We start from the raw sequence: 15,976 nt of genomic DNA on the forward strand, positions 1-15,976 counted from the left end.
GCGGAATCGGCGGATCGGAATCGAGCGGGTTCCGCCGCATCGGATGCTTCCGGCCGCCGCTCCTGGCCACTCCCTCACCGGAAAACCACATGTGCCGCGCCCCGACCGGTCCCTACGCTGAAGCGATGAACTCCGTTGAGATCAGGCCGATGCGCGAGGACGATCTCGCTTCGGCGGAACGGGCTTCCGCGGTGACGTTCCTCGAGGCCGACCAGAGCACGAGGAGGGTCAGCGAACCGGAGCCCGAGCCGCGGTCGGCAGCCGCCTCCAAGCAGTGGATCGAGCGCATGCGCTTCTTCCTCAATGTCGACCCAGGAGGCTGCTGGGTCGCGTGCGACGAGGATGCGGAGGGCGGCGGAGCAGTGGGGTTCGCCATCTCACAGAACCGCGGCGGCCTGTGGTACCTCGCCACGTACGGAGTACTGCCCGGCCATCGGGGCCAGGGCATCGGAAAGCACCTGATGGACGCCGTGCTCGCACACGCCGACGGGCGCCCCGGCATCTTCTCGTCCAGCGTCCACCCCGGCGCCACGCGTCGCTACCGGCTGGCGGGCTTCTCGCTCCACCCGCAGATGCGGATGGTCGGCACCGTGGACCGGTCCGCGCTCCCCGTCGTCGACGGCCTCCAGGAAGGCCGGCCGGACGACTTCGAGTGGATGGACCGGCTGGACCGGGACCTGCGCGTGGCGGGCCACGGTCCGGACCACGGCTACATGCACGACACGCTGCGACTGGTCGTGCACCGGGACCGGGCGAGGCCGGGATACGCCTACCTCGACAACGACGGACAGGCGTCTCTTCTGGCCGCCGCACACCCCGAGACCGCCCGGAAGCTGCTGTGGGAGGCCTTGGCCTCGTCACGGGGAAACACCTTGGTCAACTGCATCACCGCCCCCAACGAGTGGGCGATCGACGTCGGCCTCGCCGCGCGCCTCGACATCGGCCAGGAGGGCTACATCGCCGTGCGCGACATGCCGGTTCCGGCGCCTTACCTGGCCAGTGGGCACTTCCTCTGACCAGTCCTCGCCACTGACACGTCCTCGCCGCCGAGTTGAGCCGAACCCAGCTCAACTCGACTCGGACCTTAGCGACTTGACTCGTCCCAGCGTCACATGCACGAGCTCGATCTCGGGTGGCCCGCCGCCCTCTGGAGGCGGAGTTGGCCGATCTCCGCCACGTTCTTCATCAGTTCCGCGTTCACCCAGGCCACCATGTGCGCGACCGTGTGCCGGGGGTCGTTCTGCCAGGGGAACGGCGCAGTCGAGTCCAAGTGAGCGTCGGTGACGTGCTCCAGGGCCGCCAGCCAGTCCTCACGCAGGCCCCGCAGCCACTCGACGGTCGGCTTGCCCGCTCCCGGCCAGACGATGTCGGCGCGCTCCCGAGGGGCTCTGCCGTGGGCGTGGTCGGTGGCCACACTCCACCACCAGCCGATGTGCCAGCTCAGCCAGCCGATGGTCGGCACGGGAACGGGATCGGGCTCGGTCTCCGCCCAGTCCGGCACCCACGTCCCGTCGGCGGACCTGCGCACCGTCCAGCACTCGGAGGCGGGCTCCCACAGGAAGTCGTCGGGTTCGAGGCGCTCCACGTGGTACTCGAAGAGCGACCAGGTCAGGTCGAACTGCCAGCGCAGCAGGTCACGTGCGTGCCGTGGAGCGGATTCATGTGGAGGCGCAGTCACCGGCCGACCCTCGCACACCAACGGCGCCCGTGAGAAACGGGTTTACGGTGGCGCCGCCCGCGCGCGGGGAGGTGAGGGGCGGCGCACGTTCGTCACGCCCACTCTGACTGCCCGGCCGTCCCGCGGCATATCCCCTGGGCAACCCGCCCCCGGTGCGGAACCGTTGCCTTCATGACCACACACACCCGGGCCACGGCGACGGCGCCGACGCGGCGCCTCGTCCGCGCTGCCCTGGCCCTCGGCGCCGCTCTCGCCGTCTTCGCCGCCCTCCCCGCGAGCACCGCCTACGCCGCGACCGGCACGCTCTTCTACCACTCCCCCGAGTCGGGGGACCTGGAGATGACCAACCCCGCAGACGGCGAGTGCCGCCTCCTCCTGCAAGGCGCCGACAGCGCCACGAACCAGACGGACACCATCGCCACCGTCTACTTCGACCAGGGCTGCGAGGAGCCCGCGGGCACGCTGTTGCCCGGAGACGGCCGGAGCTTTTCCGAGCCCGTTCCGCACAGCGTGATGTTCGGCTAGGGGCGACCGCTCAGGCGTCGGCCCGCATGTACCGCCGCGCCCAGGCCTCGAAGGTGGTCAGCGGTATGCCGAGGTCCCTCGCGTGCTGCGGGCGCCCGTGCTGTTCGGCCACGTTCATCCACTCGTACGAGGAGCCCATCGGCGGCATCCCGGCCGCCAGGGCCTCCTCCTCGGTCATGTCCGGCACGGACAGCGGCGTACCCAGAACGCGGGAGAGCACTTCCGCGACTTCGGTCATCGCCAAGTGGTCGCTCACCAGCTCCAGTTCGACCCCGTCGAAGCGCTCGGGCGCGGCGATGGCCGCGGCGGCGGCACTGCCGATGTCGTCCACCGCGACCAGCGTCAGCCGGGTCCCCGGTTTCAGGACGCTCACCAGACCGCCCTCGATGCCGCGCGGGAAGAGGACCCCCGTCGAAGGGAGGAGGTTCTCCATGAAGAAGCCGGGCTTGATCAGCGTCCAGTGCGGGAAGCCCGCCGCGCGGACCCGGTCCTCGATCCCGCACTTGGCGGCGAAGTAGGGCTCCATCGCGGCCCAGCGTCCCTCGGCCCAGCCGGGAGCTTCGGTGTGCCGGCCCGCGCCGCTGACCGACGAGTGCACGAACTGCGGCACCCCGGCGGCCTTCGCGCCCTCGACGAGGTTGATCCCCTGGGTCAACTCCCCTTCGAAGTCGACGCCTTCCGCGGTGATGCCGGGCATCTGCACGGAGAAGACGGCACGCGCCCCCTCGGCGGCCCGGATTACGGAGTCGCGGTCGTGGAGGTCGCCGGTGACCAGTTCGACGCCGAGCGCCTCGACGGCCTTGGCGCGGTCGGTGGCCGGGTCGCGCACCAGGGCACGGACGGGAACGCCCTGCGCGAGCAGGGCACGGGCGGTGGCGCCGCCCTGTTTGCCGGTGGCACCGGTGACCAGGACGGGCGCGGATTCTGTGGACATGCCTTTCCTCCGGTGCTCGAGAGATCGCGGCTCCCCCGGATAAGTGGCGGGCCTCGCCGTTTCCGCTTCGATACGATACGGCGGGCCCCGCCACTCAGCAACGCTGGAGGACGCCATGCCCGAGCGCCAACGCGCCGACGCCCGGCGCAACTTCGCGCGGATTCTCGCCGTGGCCGAGGCAGAGGTCGCGGTCCACGGCGCCGCCGCGTCACTGGAACAGATCGCCCGCACCGTGGGGGTCGGCTCAGCCACCGTACGCCGCCACTTCCCCACGCGCCGCGCCCTGTTGGAGGCGGTGGCGCACAAGCGGATCGAGGCCCTGTGCGGCCGCGCCCACGAGCTGTCCGGCCGGGGCGACAGCCGTGCGGCCCTCCTGGAATGGCTGAATGACGTCGTCGACTACTGCGTCCGCGCCCGAGGGCTCGCGGCCGCGCTGGCCTACGACGGCACCGAGTCCGAGCCGGTGCACGAGAACGGCTGCGGTGCGGCGTTGGAGGAGGCGGCGAAGCCGCTGCTCGACCGCGCCGTGCGCGACGGCGCGGTGGCGCGAGGCGTCACGGTCACCGACCTGATCACGCTGATCGTCGGCATCGCCCTGGCCACGGAGCACCATCCCGACCCCGCCGCCCGTGCGGACCGGCTGTTCCGGCTGACGGTGGCGGGGCTCAGCCCGCGCGGCTGAGCGCAGGCCGCCGGCCGGACAAGAAAGGCGCCCCCCCACAATCCGGTTGAAGGGACCTCATAATCCGGTTGAAGGGACGTCACGTACCCGTGCAGGCTTGCGCGGTGATTCTCGAGCTGGCCCCCGGCTGTCTGAGCTGGGACGAGGTGGACCCCGCCCGTCATCCCTTCGACAGCGCGACGGTGCGGCAGGTGGTGCGCTCGCTCGGACCGGCCCAGCGTGTGCCGACCCGACCCGACGTCCCACTCGCCGACCCCGCGATGAGCGCCTGGAGTCGGGGCGAGGCCACGCACTGGGCCGACGCCATGTCGCACGCCCTCGTCCAGCGCTACGGCCGATGGGTCGTCGGCTGGCGCTGGGCGCACGACGAAGGGGACTTCGACGGCGGCCCGGTCGGCAGCTGGTGCTGCCCGTGGGACTCGATCACCACCCCTGAGGAGACGCTCACCCGGGTCGTCGCGGCGGTGTGCGAGTGGCGCGGCTGGCTGGAGACCCTCGCCGGGTGGTTCGAGGCGTACCCGCTGGACCCGGCCGACATCGAGGACCAGCGGATCCTGTGGGAGCGCACGGCCCGCAACCTGATCCTGCAGGTGACCGACCGCACCGGCTGCGGAAGCGGCTGGCACGGCCACTGCCATCAGGTGCTCACCTGGTTCCTCAGCCGCTGGGGAGTGGCGTCCGGCGTCGCCGAGGAGTTGGTCGAGGAGGCCGTCGGCGGGCGGTTCCGCAGCTGGACCGGCCCCGACATCGTGCTGGTCGACGACGTCGCGGAGCGGCTCGCGCGCTCGCTGCGACCGGACGACGTCGCGCCGCCCGCCCCTTCCGTACCGGACCACCTCGAACGCTGGCTCACGGTGCGCGAGTCCGTGCCGTGGCACGAAGCCCCGTACGGAGGCGCGGACGGGCCGGTGGTTCCCGCGCGCGACGCCGTGGCGGAGGACTTCCGCGCCTTCGACGGCGCGATCGACCCCGCCCGCGCCGAGGGTCTGCTCGCCGCCCTTGACCTGCTGCGCGCCGACGCGGCGCGCGGTGCCGCGCTCGACTTCGCCCTGCTCGGCGGCTGGCAGCGGCATGTGCTCGGCACGGCGCAGGCGCCGCCGTTCCGCACCCTGCCCGCCTTCGCCAAAGGCGGCCGCGAGCGCTACGGCCTCGCCCCGACCACCCGCCGCCGCCTCGACGCCTGCCTGGCCGAGAGCTCGGTGGACGGCGGGCGCCCCCTCCCGCTGACCGCGCGTGCCGCACGCGCCTGTCTCGACGTCTGCTTCTTCCATCCCTTCGACGACGGCAACGCCCGCTGCGCCTTCCTCACGCTGGTCTTCGTCCTCGCCCGCGAGGGCGTCGCGCTCGACTGGGTCGGCCTGCTCCGGCGCGTCAGCTTCCGGGCCGACGACCCCCAGGAAGGGCTGACCCTGGCCCGGCACATCGACGGCTCCCTCGCGGACGCCCGACGCGGTTCTCCGTGACCGCGAGCCGCCGCCCCCTGGCCGCACGTGGCCCTGACACCGAGCGCGTCTCCGGCACGGCCGGTGTCAGCACCGTGTCAGCCGTATGTCCGGTCGGTCGGCGACCGTGACTGCGACCACCGCTACGAAAGGCATTCCGATGGATCAACCGGTTTCCGTCCCGCACGGCCTGCCCATGGAGCGCGACGCCGGCCCCTTCGCCCCGCCCCGCCGCATCACCGAGCTGCGCGGGGCCCGTCCCGTCAGCCCCCTGCTCTTCCCCGACGGACACGAGGGCTGGCTCGTCACCGGTTACGAAGCGGTACGCCGGCTCATGGCCGACACCCGGTTCAGTTCGCGCCAGGACATCGGCATCGTCCACGTGCCGTACGAGACCCCCGGCATGCCCGTTCCCACCGAGCCGTCCCCGACGATGCCGGGCGTGTTCATCGCCATGGACCCGCCGGACCACACCCGGCTGCGGCGCCGCCTCACCGGCGCCTTCACCGTGAAGCGCATGAAGCAGCTCGAAGAGCGCATCGTCGACGTCGTCGAGCGGCAGTTGGAGGAGCTGGCGCAGCTCACCCCGCCGGTCGACCTGGTCAAGGAGTTCGCGCTGCCGGTGCCGTCCCTGGTGATCTGCGAAATGCTCGGCGTCCCCTACGCGGACCGGGAGAACTTCCAGGTCAACTCCGCCAAGTTCCTGGAGAAGGAGGTGACGCTCGAGGAGAAGATGGCCGCGCTCTCGGGGCTGACCACGTTCCTTGCCGACCTGGTCACGCGCAAGCGCGCCGAACCCGACGACGACCTGCTGTCCGACCTGGCCCGCCACGACGACCTCACCGTCGAGGAACTGACCGGCGCCGCCTTCCTGTTGCTGCTCGCGGGCCACGAGACCACCGCCAACATGCTCGCGCTGGGCACCTTCGCGCTCCTGGAGCACCCCGGCCAGCTGGCCGAACTGCGCGCCGCCCCTGAACTGATGCCCGGCGCCGTCGAGGAGCTCCTGCGCTACCTGTCCATCGCCGACATCTTCTACCGCTACGCCACGGAGGACATCGAACTCGGCGGCGAGACCATCCCCAAGGGATCGACCGTCATCGCCTCGCTGCTGGCCGCCAACCGCGACCCGGAGCGCTTCGACGACCCCGACACCCTGGACATCCACCGCACCGCCCGCGGTCACTTGTCCTTCGGTCATGGCGTCCACCAGTGTCTCGGCCAGCAGTTGGCGCGCATCGAGATGCGGGCCGGTTTCGACGGACTGCTGCGTCGCTTCCCGACCCTCGAACTCGCCGTTCCCGCCGACGAGGTGAGGCTCAAGACCAACATGAACATCTACGGCGTCCATGAGCTGCCGGTCACATGGACGCAGACGGCTCAGTAGCACCGCCTGCCGAGCGCGAGGGCAGGACCAGAGCCAGGGTCAGGACGAGGGCCAGGGCCAGGGCCAGGGCGCGGGGTCGGCAGCCCGGGGCAACCCCAGGAACCGGGTGGCCGACCGCCACGCCTGCCGCGCGTGCTCGGCGGAGTAGTGGGGGCTTCCGGGGTCGCAGAAACCATGGCGGCAGGCGTGGACCTCGGTCACCACGTCCGTCCGCCCCGCCAGCCGCTCGGCCACGGCCTGCACGGAGAAACTGGGCTCCTGTTCGGCGAAGACCACAAGGCACGGGGCGGTCGGCCGGACGTCCAGGTGGTCGCGGATCCGGGACCCGTAGAAGCACACGACTTGGTCGAACGACCCAGTCCCGGAAGCGAGCCAGGCGCTGGTGGCCCCGACGCTGAACCCGATGCAGACCACTCTGCGGTAGCGCTCACGCAGCCCCTCGGCGCACCGCGCGAGCCCCTCGCTCATGCCCACCACGCCGGGGGCCCGCATGAACTCCTGGTACGCCCGCGGCTCGTCCTCGCGCGCGTACACGACACCCGACGGAAGGAAGCTGGGCGCAAACACGTCACACGCGGAGGAACGAAGCGTCGCGGCGACGCCGAGGACGTGTTCGTTGACCCCGTAGATCTCATGGGCGACGACCACGGCGGTGTCGTGACCGGCGGCGCCCAGGGGCTGGCTCGTCATACGGGAAACCTAACCGAGCCCGCCCGGCCGCTGATCAGTCGGATGCCTCGGGCTGCCCTTCCTTCACGCGCTCCACGATGGGCCGGCGGCTCAGGACGACGTTTCCGGTGCCGACCGCGGGGGTGTTGAGTCGCCGCTGCCGGCGTTCTGGCTGGCCGACTGTCCGGCGTTCGGGAGGGGGTAGATCCATTATGCGTGCGCGCGAGGACTCCTGTCACCGTTCGCCTGAATGATCTTTGCGCCCGTTCGCCCCTCTAGGGTTTCGGACGAAGGAACGACGCACCTACGCACCACCGCACTACAGGAGTTGATCGTGGCGCAGGACACCGCCGCACTGGCCGTGGAACTCACGGACATGGCCGCAGCCGACCAGCAGACATCGATCCGCGCGCACAGCGACGACCCCGCCGAGCAGTTGGCCTGGCGCCGTCTGACGGCACAGCACGGCGACCGTCTCGGCGAGATCATGGAAGAACACGGCTGGCCGACCGCGGAGTTGGTCGGCGAGGAGGCCGCCCACGCGGCATGGCTGATCGCCCAGCACGCCGACCGGCAGCTCGACATCCAGCGACGCGCCCTGAAGCTGATGGAAGAGGCGGTGTCACAGGGCTCGGCCAGTCCGCGCGACCTCGCCTTCCTGCGGGACCGCACGCTCGTCAACGACGGCCGCAAGCAGATCTACGGCACGCAGATCGCCGGCGTGCAGGACGGGGCGCCGGTCCCGTGGCCCTGCGAGGAGCCCCTCCGCATGGACGAACTGCGCGCGGAGGTCGGCATCGAGCCCTTCGACGAGTACGTCGCGCAGTTCGCGGTGGCCTGAGGGGCAGGGGCCGGCCGTCGCAGCCGTCGCCGGGCACCGAGCCGGGGGGGCACCGGGGAGTCAGCAGCGCAGCCCGACGATGCCCCAGCCGCGGCGTGCCGGTCGAACGGCTCGCGCAGGGCGGCCAGTTGGGGCACCACATGCCGCCACCACTCCGCGAGCGGCGGCATGTGGTCGGGCGGGCAGCACAGCAGAAGCTCCGCGCCCCACGCGCCCGGCGGCTCCGTACGAGCCGAGCGTGCCCCGCAGGGCGTATCTGCCGTACCAGCCCTCCCCCGGCTTCGCGGGCCAGGACCAGCCGTGCTCAAAGAGGTCGTCGCCGTAGACCTCCCCGAAGGCGGCATCGATCAGCAGCTCTTGCCGATCGCCGGGCGCGAAGGCCTCCACCCGTGGCCAGTCCACGACCAGCACCTCGATCCCGACGCCCGACTCAGGCCTCCGCGACCTTGTTGACGACCGTCTCTTCGGGCGTCAGGGGCCGGCCGTCCTGCGCGCGGACCTGCAAGGGGCGCAAGGGGAGGCCGTGGCGGCGGTCGGTCAGCTCCGAGTGGGGTTCGCCGGGGGCGAAGAAGCGGGCCTCGCCCCACTGACGCAGCGCGACGATGACGGGGAAGAGGTCGCGGCCCTTGTCCGTGAGTACGTACTCGTTGTGCGCTCCCCCGCCGGCCGCCGGCACCGTTTCCAGGATTCCGCCCGCCACCAGCGCGCGCAGCCGGGCGCTCAGGATGTTCTTGGCCACGCCGAGGCTGCGCTGGAACTCACCGAAGCGGCGGCTGCCGTCGAAGGCGTCGCGCACGATCAGGAGCGACCACCAGTCGCCGATCGCGTCGACCGAGCGTGCGACCGGGCAGTCGCTGTCGTCGAAGCGGGTCCGCTTCACCACCGTGTTCTCCCTCGGTTCTCTTTCCGGTTCCGCCTCAGCGGTTCCCCGCTGACCGATGACCGCCGACCACTGATCACTGACCGATCAGCCGTCGCGATGACGGATGAACGAATGACGGTTGCATCATGCTACCAGTTGCCTTTACGGTCGCCGGTAGCAAGTTGCAACCACTCACCGATCCGTCGGAAGGCCTCCCATGCCTCAGACGTCCCCCGCCGCACTGCCCCGCGGCTCCACCGCGCTGTTCGCGCTCGCCGGCGGCATCGCGGTCGCCAACGTCTACTTCGCGCAACCGCTCCTGGTCGCCCTCGGCGACGAGTTCGGCATCTCGCCGGTGGCCCTCGGCGCCATCATCACGCTCACACAAGTCGGGTACGGCCTCGGCCTGTTCTTCCTCGTCCCGCTCGGAGACCTGCTCGACCCCCGACACCTGATCACCGTCCAACTGCTCCTACTGGGCACCGCGTTGCTGCTCGTCGCCACCGCGACCACCGCCGCGGTGCTGCTCGCAGGGATGGCCGTCGTGGGACTGCTGGCGGTCGTGACGCAGTCACTCGTCGCCTGCGCGGCGGCCCTGGCGCGGCCCGAACGCCGTGGGCGCGTCGTCGGCGCCGTCACCAGCGGCATCGTCGTCGGCATCCTGCTCGCCCGCACCGTGTCCGGACTGCTCTCCGACCTCGCGGGCTGGCGCTCGGTCTACTTCACGTCGGCGGCACTTGCCTGCGCGGCGGCCCTGGCGCTCCACCGCGTCGTTCCGCCGAGGCGAGCCCCCGCGCCCGCGCTGGGGTACGGACGGCTGCTCGCCTCCACCGTCCGCCTGTTCGCGCAGGAACGCCTGCTGCGCCTGCGCGCGCTGTTCGCGCTCTTGGTCTTCGCCTCGTTCAGCACCCTGTGGAGCAGCGTCGCCCTCGCCCTCAGCGATCCGCCCATGTCCCTTTCGCAGACCGCGATCGGCGCGTTCGGGCTGCTCGGCGCCGCCGGGGCGCTCGCCGCGAACGCCGCGGGCCGCCTCAACGACCGCGGCCACGCGAACCGGACGACCGGGTTCGGCCTGACCCTGCTCGTCCTGTCTTGGCTGCCCCTCGCCTTCACCCGACAGTCGCTGTGGGCCCTCGCGATCGGCGTGATCCTGCTCGATCTCGCCGTCCAGGCCGTCCACGTGACCAACCAGAACGTGATCCACGCGCTGCGCCCCGACGCGGGCAGTCGGCTCATCGGCGGGTACATGGTCTTCTACTCGATCGGCAGCGCCGCCGGAGCCATCGCGGCGACCGCCCTGTACTCCACGGCGGGCTGGACAGCGGTGTGCCTGCTGGGCGCCGGATTCAGCGGCCTCGCGCTCGCGATCTGGGCGTTCTGCGGGGACAGTGCGGCAACCACAGGGGAGAGGGAAGCACTCCGCGTGACGGACGTGGCGGGCGCGTCGGATGCAGTGGACGTGACGGATGCGGCGTGATGGCCGTATCCGCCTCCGGGCAGCATCAGCCGCGGGGCGCCCATTCGATGTCGTCCTGGAGCGGCGCGGCTCCGATGTCCCTCCGCATTTCCACCCTGAGGACCTGGACGGCATCGGCGTACTCACCGATGCGCGCGACGAACTCCGGACTGTGCCGTCCGCGCCGCCGGGTGGTGGCCTCCCGCATCGACAGCAGGCTGTTGAAGACGTCGTTCATGGCGGCGGCCACAGCATTGGGGGCGAAGAGGATGACTCGCTCCCGCATCACGTAGAGCCGACTCCCTTGGAAAACCTGCCGGTTGGACTCCTCCAGCTCCTCCGAGGCGAGCTGGTCGACACGTGAGGCCAGGCTCCGGAGCGCCTCGGCGGACTCGTTCATGGCCTGCAGAAATCCCAGGTAGATCTCGACGCGCGTCGTCTCGCGATGCTGCCGACGCGCGTCCCTGCTGCGAAACCGCTCGGCGATCAGCGTGCTGGCCACGCCGATGGCCGTACCCAGAAGGGTGGACAGCAGGGTGAACCACTGCATCGCGGCCTCCCCCGGACCGGGAGAACTCGGAAGAACTCAGGGACGGGACGCGGCCGATGAGCCCGAGGGGTGCGGGTCAGGCCACCGGGGCAGCCGCTGCGTGCGGGCGCGTTTCCGCCCTACCGCTATACCGCGCGGCCGCGCCGGTGGCCAGACGAGCGAGCCCCGCCCACTGCTCCGCCCTCCAGCACCCGAACACTCCATGCCCCCTGCCCCTGCGGGCTACTTCGGCTCGGTCGCGATCTGGATCAGGTTGCCGCAGGTGTCGTCGAAGACGGCGGTGGTGACGGGGCCCATCTCCAGGGGCTCCTGGGTGAAGCGGACACCGAGCTCGGTCATCCGCTCGTACTCCGCCCGGACGTCGTCCACGGCGAACTGGGCGAGCGGGATGCCGTCCTGCACGAGCGTGTCGCGGTAGGTCCTGGCAGCCGGGTGGGCGGCGGGCTCCAGGAGGAGTTCGGTGCCGCCGGGCTCGTCGGGCGAGACGACGGTCAGCCAGCGGTCCGTCTCGCCCACCGGGACGTCGTGCTTCTTCACGAAGCCGAGGACCTCGGTGTAGAAGCGCTCGGCCCTGGCCTGGTCGTCGACGAAAACGCTGGTCATATGGATCTTCACGGGGTGCTCTCCTCAGGTCCTTGCGGCTCGGGCACACACCATCGCTCGGCGATCCGCCGCAGCGGGGCGGTGTTCAGGTCGTGGAACTTGTAGCGGCCCTCCCGCCTGGTTTCGACGAGCCCGGCGGCCTCCAGCACGGCGAGGTGCTGGGAGACGCCCTGGCGCGAGATGCCGAGCTGGTGCTTCATGCTCAGTCGCGAACAGATCTCGAACAGTGTCTGCCCCGACCTGTCCGTGAGCTCGTCGAGGATGATGCGGCGGGTGGGGTCGGCCAATGCTTTGAAAAGGTCGTCGGCCACGACCTCAGCATAGGCAAGCCCTCACTTGCCTATCAAGTCGAGGCACCGGCTGCCCGCACCGCGCCGGGGGTGCCCAGCAAGTCGAGCGGCAGATAGGCGGACCTGACGCCAAGCTCCCATCCGTGCGCCTGCACCGCCAGCGCGGCCGGCGCGAGGGCACGGATCGGCAGCAGGGTCCTGGGGGCGGGATCGGGGCCCACGCTCTCCCGGTGCTCGGCCAGCCGGGTCACGAGGGCCTCTTCGAAGGCCTGCTGGTCGTCGTCGAGGAGGACGCGGAGCAGACGCTGGTCCGGGGTCAGCGGCCCTGCGGCGTCCAGTGCCCGGGCCCCCTCCGCACGAGCCTCCTCGTCCGCCTTGCACAACGGCACCCTGGGCCAGTCCCGGGGCAGATGGCCCGCCGCCCGCGTCACATAGCCGCACAGCGCGTCCATCTCCGCGAGGTCGGCCGGAGTCGAGGTCGACTCCAGCGCGGAGTGCGGTACTCCGTCGTGGATCGAAGGTGCGTAGTCCCCCTCCAGCAGCAGGCCGATCACCCGCTGCCACTCCCAGATCACGCCGCTGACCACGGCAAGCGCGAACGTGTCGCCCCAGGTCCGCGCGGTGGGCGCCTCCCCCACGGCCTCGTCCCCGAAGGACAGCTCCTCGCTGCTGAGCGCCTCGTCGATGAGGGGCAGGGGGATCTCCTGGTCCCCGTCGGGAAAACAGCCGACGCTCAGCGCGCCGAGCGCGCATTCCGCAGCGGTCCGCAGGGCCAGGCGGGTGGTCCTGTCGAGCGCGCCGTCCCGGCCGCCTCCCACGGTTCGCGCGGCGACGTGGTCAAGGAGCTCGTCCTGCAGGACCCGGATCCGCGACAGCGACAGCGAGTCGTGGCGCAGGGAGTGCCAGTGCCCGAAGGTGCGCCTCCGGATGTCCTCCAAGGCCCGCTCCAGATCCTGCCGACCGACTTCGTGACGCTGTATTTCCCGCATTCCCCGCACGGATTCCTGCACGGACGCCGCCCCTCTCCAAGATCCATCCCATCGGAAGCGGCACGCTGTCAGCGGGCTGTGACAGCCTCCCGTCCCTTCTCCCGAAGGCGTCGAGGAGACGCCGCAGGCGGTGGATCTCGGCGACGGGCCGGGTACGTCCTCGCGGGCTCCGGCGACGAACCGGGCGTTCTCGTCCCACCGTTCATCCGCGACGTCGACGTAGCGAGGCTGCTCAACGAGCGTGGCGGCCACCACGCTCATGGCGTGGCTGTCGTCGAGCTGCCGAACGTGCCACGGGCCGGGCGTCGCCGCCTCGGCACGTTCCTGGATCTCGGCGAGTTCCTCGTCGGTCGGCGGGCCGAGGCGGCTCGTCATACGGCCGTCCTCTCGCGCGTCACGGTGCTGCCGGGCGGCCGCGGCCGTTCCTGCCTCAGCCCGTTGCTGCCTCAGCCTCTGGAGACTCCGTCCTCTGGAAGCTCCGTCCTCTCGAAGCCCCGTCCACTGGAGTTTCCGCCCTCTCAAGGCTCCTCCCTCTCAAGGCTCCCCCCTCAAGGCTCCCTCTTCAGGCCGCCTGCGGATGCGTCAGGCGGGCCAGCAGGTCGTCAAGGGTGACCATGCCGGTGAGGCGGCCCGTGTCGTCGCAGACGACGGCGAGTGAGGCGCGCCGCTGGCGCAGTTGCTCGATGGCGTGCCCGACCGTGTCGTGCGCGGCCAGTTCCGGTACGGGGCGCGCGAGTTCGCGTGCGGTGACCGTCGCCCGGCCGCGGGCGCGGGCGATCAGCGCGTCGCGCGCGTGCACGGAGCCGACGACCACCGCGCCTTCGAAGACCAGCAGACGGCTGCGGTCGTACGCGGCCGCCGTGGCGAGGATGTCCTCGATGCCCGCCCCCGCCGGGACCGAGATGATCCGGTCGGCGGGTGTCTGGAGGTCGCCGACCGGCATGTGCGGCTCGGTGAGGGAGTTGGTGATCAGCTCGGAGTCGGCCTCGCTGATCAGGCCGAGCCGCTCGGACTCCTCGACGAGGTGGGTCAGTTGCTCGCGGTTGTGCACCGAGGCGAGCTCGTCCCGTGGGGTGACCTTGCACAGTCGTACGAGCCCGTTGCTGACCTTGTTGAGCACCCAGATCACCGGGCGGACGACCTTGACCACCGCGCGGAAGGGCGGCGAGAGCAGCATCGCCGAGCGCTCCGGGTGGGCGATGGCCCAGGACTTGGGCGCCATCTCGCCGACCACCATGTGCAGGAACACCACGACGATCATCGCGAGGGCGAAGGAGACGCCGTAGCTGAGTCCGCTGGGCAGACCCCACCGGTGCAGCAGGGGGTCGAGTTCGTGCGAGATCGCGGGCTTGGAGATCGAGCCGAGACCCAGGGTGCAGACGGTGATGCCGAGTTGGGCACCCGCGAGCATCAGCGACAGCTCGCGCATGCCGGCCAGCGCCGCCTTGGCGCCGCGCTGCCCGTCGGCCGCCGCCTTCTCCATGCGGTGCCGCTTGGCGGCGACCAGCGCGAACTCCGCGGCCACGAAGAATCCGCTGCCGATCAGCAGCAGGACGGTGATGGAGAGTGCCATCGGGAAGCTCATGAGCGGGACTCCTCGGGCGGGGTGTGGGCACTCGGCGCGACGGTGCCTGAGGTCGCTGTGCCCGAGATCGATGTGCCCGGGGTCGCTGTACCCGGTGTGTCGGCCCCCCGGGTGGCAGCGTTCGCGTCATCCGCGCCCGGCAGCCGCTCCAGTCGCACCCGCTCCGCGACGTGGCGCTCCAGCGTGCGTACGTCGATGACCGCGCCGTCCCCGTCGGACAGCCGGACCGTGACGCGGTCGCCCACGGTGGGGAAGCGGCCGAGCCGGTCGACGATCAGGCCCGAGACGGTGTCGTAGTCGTCCTCCTCGGGCAGCTCGATGCCGGTGGCCTCGGCGACCTCGTCCAGGCGGCGCCCGGCGTCCACCAGCCATCCCCTGCCGTCGGCGACGGCCAGTTCGACGACGGTGTCGCTCTCGTCGGCGATGTCCCCGACCAGCTCCTCGGCGATGTCCTCGTACGTGACGACGCCCGCCACGCCGCCGTGCTCGTCGAGGACGACCGCGAACTCGTCGTCGCGCTCGCGCATGCGCGCCACCGCGTCCGGCAGTTCCAGGGTGTCGGGCAGCAGCAGGGGCTGTCGGGCGACGGCGCCCGCCGTCGCCCCTGCCAGGCGCTCCGCGGGCAGCCGCATCAGCTCGCGCACGCCCAGGACACCGCCGATGTCGTCGGGGTGGTCGCCGAGGACGGGGTAGTTCGAGTGGCCGTGCTCCGCGATCAGCTCGATGGCGTCGGCCGCGCTCGCCTCCTTGCGGACGAACACGGCGTCGGCGCGCGGCACCATCACCTCGTCCAGCGTGCGCTCGGAGAACTCGAGGGCGTGGTCGAGGAGGGCGGCGGTGTCCTTGGGCAGCTCGCCCTGTTCGTGGGACTCGCCGATGAGGTGGCCGAGCTCCTCCAGGGTCGCGCCGTGGTGCAGCTCCTCGACCGGCTCGATGCCGACGCGGCGCAGCAGCCGGTTGGCGGCGCTGTCGAAGATCCGTACGACGGGGCCGACGACCTTCAGATACGCGAGCGTGGAGGCCGCCAGGGACTTGGCGAGCCGCTCGGGCACGGCGAGGGCGAGGTTCTTCGGCGCCAGCTCGCCCAGGACCATCTGGACGACCGTGGCGAGCACGAAGGCGAGGACGACGGAGATGCCGCTGACGGCGCCGTCCGGGATGCCCATGCCATTCAGCGCGGGCCTGAGCAGGGCGGACACGGACGGCTCGGCGATGAAGCCGACGACCAGGCCGGTCACGGTGATGCCGAGCTGCGCGCCCGACAGCATGAAGGACAGCCGTTCGAGAACCTTCAGGGCGCGGGCGGCGCGCTTGTCGCCCGCCTCGGCCTCGCGCGCCAGGGCGAGGCGGTCCGCGGAGACGTACGCGAATTCCTGGGCGACGAAATAGCCGGTTCCCGCGGTCAGGACGAAGACGGCGAGCAGCCCCAGTGCGGCACTCATCGGCGCGTCGATTGATCGAGGGCACCTTGCCGCGTGCCGCG

The 15,976-nt window shown here is 71.3% G+C and carries 18 protein-coding genes; 7 read left to right on the top strand and 11 right to left on the bottom strand.

All coding sequences use genetic code 11. The features are described from left to right. Nucleotides 1-125: 125 nt before the first annotated feature. Complete coding sequence (locus tag ACZ4D5_RS22110; protein ID WP_467774085.1) at nucleotides 126-1,016, top strand: GNAT family N-acetyltransferase; 891 nt, start codon at nucleotides 126-128, stop codon at nucleotides 1,014-1,016. Nucleotides 1,017-1,108: 92 nt separating this feature from the next. On the opposite strand, the gene ACZ4D5_RS22115 is transcribed toward ACZ4D5_RS22110, so the two are convergent. After that, nucleotides 1,109-1,678 (bottom strand): DinB family protein, encoded by a 570-nt coding sequence (locus tag ACZ4D5_RS22115; RefSeq protein ID WP_467774086.1) that lies wholly within the window; start codon nucleotides 1,676-1,678, stop codon nucleotides 1,109-1,111. Between the two features lie 171 nt (nucleotides 1,679-1,849). On the opposite strand from ACZ4D5_RS22115, the gene ACZ4D5_RS22120 reads away from it, so the two are divergent. Then, nucleotides 1,850-2,203 (top strand): hypothetical protein, encoded by a 354-nt coding sequence (locus ACZ4D5_RS22120; RefSeq protein ID WP_467774087.1) that lies wholly within the window; start codon nucleotides 1,850-1,852, stop codon nucleotides 2,201-2,203. 10 nt (nucleotides 2,204-2,213) lie between these two features. Here the strand turns inward: ACZ4D5_RS22120 and ACZ4D5_RS22125 are convergent, their stop codons facing one another. Beyond that, nucleotides 2,214-3,137, bottom strand: coding sequence for an NmrA/HSCARG family protein (locus tag ACZ4D5_RS22125; protein ID WP_467774088.1), 924 nt, complete (start codon nucleotides 3,135-3,137; stop codon nucleotides 2,214-2,216). 115 nt (nucleotides 3,138-3,252) lie between these two features. Between ACZ4D5_RS22125 and ACZ4D5_RS22130 the strand changes: the two genes are divergently transcribed. The 3 genes from ACZ4D5_RS22130 to ACZ4D5_RS22140 all read left to right on the top strand — a co-directional run bounded on the left by ACZ4D5_RS22130 (nucleotide 3,253) and on the right by ACZ4D5_RS22140 (nucleotide 6,648). Further along, the gene (locus tag ACZ4D5_RS22130; RefSeq protein WP_467774089.1) at nucleotides 3,253-3,819 is read left to right on the top strand and encodes a TetR/AcrR family transcriptional regulator; all 567 of its coding nucleotides are present in this window, start codon (nucleotides 3,253-3,255) and stop codon (nucleotides 3,817-3,819) included. 104 nt (nucleotides 3,820-3,923) lie between these two features. Then, entirely contained in the window at nucleotides 3,924-5,282 is a 1,359-nt protein-coding gene (locus ACZ4D5_RS22135) for a Fic family protein (protein WP_467774090.1), read from the top strand. A 139-nt stretch (nucleotides 5,283-5,421) separates the two neighbouring features. Beyond that, nucleotides 5,422-6,648 carry a cytochrome P450 gene (locus ACZ4D5_RS22140; RefSeq protein WP_467774091.1) on the top strand — a complete coding sequence of 409 codons (1,227 nt, stop codon included), beginning with the start codon at nucleotides 5,422-5,424 and terminating at the stop codon, nucleotides 6,646-6,648. A gap of 39 nt (nucleotides 6,649-6,687) precedes the next feature. Here the strand turns inward: ACZ4D5_RS22140 and ACZ4D5_RS22145 are convergent, their stop codons facing one another. Beyond that, nucleotides 6,688-7,338 carry a dienelactone hydrolase family protein gene (locus ACZ4D5_RS22145; RefSeq protein WP_467774092.1) on the bottom strand — a complete coding sequence of 217 codons (651 nt, stop codon included), beginning with the start codon at nucleotides 7,336-7,338 and terminating at the stop codon, nucleotides 6,688-6,690. A 313-nt stretch (nucleotides 7,339-7,651) separates the two neighbouring features. Here ACZ4D5_RS22145 and ACZ4D5_RS22150 point away from each other — a divergent pair, with 313 nt between their 5' ends. Next, nucleotides 7,652-8,158: a DUF6624 domain-containing protein gene (locus tag ACZ4D5_RS22150; RefSeq protein WP_467774093.1), complete on the top strand. Its 507-nt coding sequence runs from the start codon at nucleotides 7,652-7,654 to the stop codon at nucleotides 8,156-8,158. A gap of 60 nt (nucleotides 8,159-8,218) precedes the next feature. Here the strand turns inward: ACZ4D5_RS22150 and ACZ4D5_RS22155 are convergent, their stop codons facing one another. Together ACZ4D5_RS22155 and ACZ4D5_RS22160 are read right to left on the bottom strand one after the other, a co-directional pair. Further along, nucleotides 8,219-8,560: a hypothetical protein gene (locus ACZ4D5_RS22155; protein ID WP_467774094.1), complete on the bottom strand. Its 342-nt coding sequence runs from the start codon at nucleotides 8,558-8,560 to the stop codon at nucleotides 8,219-8,221. Nucleotides 8,561-8,588: 28 nt separating this feature from the next. Further along, the gene (locus ACZ4D5_RS22160; protein ID WP_467774095.1) at nucleotides 8,589-9,041 is read right to left on the bottom strand and encodes a winged helix-turn-helix transcriptional regulator; all 453 of its coding nucleotides are present in this window, start codon (nucleotides 9,039-9,041) and stop codon (nucleotides 8,589-8,591) included. 196 nt (nucleotides 9,042-9,237) lie between these two features. On the opposite strand from ACZ4D5_RS22160, the gene ACZ4D5_RS22165 reads away from it, so the two are divergent. After that, nucleotides 9,238-10,497 (top strand): MFS transporter, encoded by a 1,260-nt coding sequence (locus tag ACZ4D5_RS22165; RefSeq protein WP_467774096.1) that lies wholly within the window; start codon nucleotides 9,238-9,240, stop codon nucleotides 10,495-10,497. Nucleotides 10,498-10,522: 25 nt separating this feature from the next. Here ACZ4D5_RS22165 and ACZ4D5_RS22170 read toward each other — a convergent pair whose 3' ends face one another. The 6 genes from ACZ4D5_RS22170 to ACZ4D5_RS22195 all read right to left on the bottom strand — a co-directional run bounded on the left by ACZ4D5_RS22170 (nucleotide 10,523) and on the right by ACZ4D5_RS22195 (nucleotide 15,935). Beyond that, entirely contained in the window at nucleotides 10,523-11,026 is a 504-nt protein-coding gene (locus tag ACZ4D5_RS22170; RefSeq protein ID WP_467774097.1) for a hypothetical protein, read from the bottom strand. A 222-nt stretch (nucleotides 11,027-11,248) separates the two neighbouring features. Beyond that, nucleotides 11,249-11,641 carry a VOC family protein gene (locus ACZ4D5_RS22175; protein ID WP_467774098.1) on the bottom strand — a complete coding sequence of 131 codons (393 nt, stop codon included), beginning with the start codon at nucleotides 11,639-11,641 and terminating at the stop codon, nucleotides 11,249-11,251. Continuing rightward, nucleotides 11,638-11,940: an ArsR/SmtB family transcription factor gene (locus tag ACZ4D5_RS22180; RefSeq protein WP_467774099.1), complete on the bottom strand. Its 303-nt coding sequence runs from the start codon at nucleotides 11,938-11,940 to the stop codon at nucleotides 11,638-11,640. The genes ACZ4D5_RS22175 and ACZ4D5_RS22180 overlap by 4 nt, the downstream gene beginning before the upstream one ends. A gap of 32 nt (nucleotides 11,941-11,972) precedes the next feature. Further along, nucleotides 11,973-13,283, bottom strand: coding sequence for an immunity 49 family protein (locus ACZ4D5_RS22185; RefSeq protein ID WP_467774100.1), 1,311 nt, complete (start codon nucleotides 13,281-13,283; stop codon nucleotides 11,973-11,975). A 187-nt stretch (nucleotides 13,284-13,470) separates the two neighbouring features. Continuing rightward, the gene (locus ACZ4D5_RS22190) at nucleotides 13,471-14,493 is read right to left on the bottom strand and encodes a hemolysin family protein (protein WP_467774101.1); all 1,023 of its coding nucleotides are present in this window, start codon (nucleotides 14,491-14,493) and stop codon (nucleotides 13,471-13,473) included. Then, nucleotides 14,490-15,935 (bottom strand): hemolysin family protein, encoded by a 1,446-nt coding sequence (locus ACZ4D5_RS22195; protein ID WP_467774102.1) that lies wholly within the window; start codon nucleotides 15,933-15,935, stop codon nucleotides 14,490-14,492. Before ACZ4D5_RS22195 ends, ACZ4D5_RS22190 begins: the two co-directional genes overlap by 4 nt. Nucleotides 15,936-15,976 lie beyond the last annotated feature (41 nt).

It is taken from the genome of Streptomyces sp. NPDC025651 (genome assembly GCF_055558735.1).

Coding starts and splice junctions, on each gene's coding strand:
- ACZ4D5_RS22110 (WP_467774085.1), top strand. CDS start 126: ATGAACTCCGTTGAGATCAGGCCGATGCGCGAGGACGATCTCGCTTCG.
- ACZ4D5_RS22120 (WP_467774087.1), top strand. CDS start 1,850: ATGACCACACACACCCGGGCCACGGCGACGGCGCCGACGCGGCGCCTC.
- ACZ4D5_RS22125 (WP_467774088.1), bottom strand. CDS start 3,137: ATGTCCACAGAATCCGCGCCCGTCCTGGTCACCGGTGCCACCGGCAAA.
- ACZ4D5_RS22130 (WP_467774089.1), top strand. CDS start 3,253: ATGCCCGAGCGCCAACGCGCCGACGCCCGGCGCAACTTCGCGCGGATT.
- ACZ4D5_RS22140 (WP_467774091.1), top strand. CDS start 5,422: ATGGATCAACCGGTTTCCGTCCCGCACGGCCTGCCCATGGAGCGCGAC.
- ACZ4D5_RS22145 (WP_467774092.1), bottom strand. CDS start 7,338: ATGACGAGCCAGCCCCTGGGCGCCGCCGGTCACGACACCGCCGTGGTC.
- ACZ4D5_RS22165 (WP_467774096.1), top strand. CDS start 9,238: ATGCCTCAGACGTCCCCCGCCGCACTGCCCCGCGGCTCCACCGCGCTG.
- ACZ4D5_RS22170 (WP_467774097.1), bottom strand. CDS start 11,026: ATGCAGTGGTTCACCCTGCTGTCCACCCTTCTGGGTACGGCCATCGGC.
- ACZ4D5_RS22185 (WP_467774100.1), bottom strand. CDS start 13,283: ATGACGAGCCGCCTCGGCCCGCCGACCGACGAGGAACTCGCCGAGATC.
- ACZ4D5_RS22190 (WP_467774101.1), bottom strand. CDS start 14,493: ATGAGCTTCCCGATGGCACTCTCCATCACCGTCCTGCTGCTGATCGGC.
- ACZ4D5_RS22195 (WP_467774102.1), bottom strand. CDS start 15,935: ATGAGTGCCGCACTGGGGCTGCTCGCCGTCTTCGTCCTGACCGCGGGA.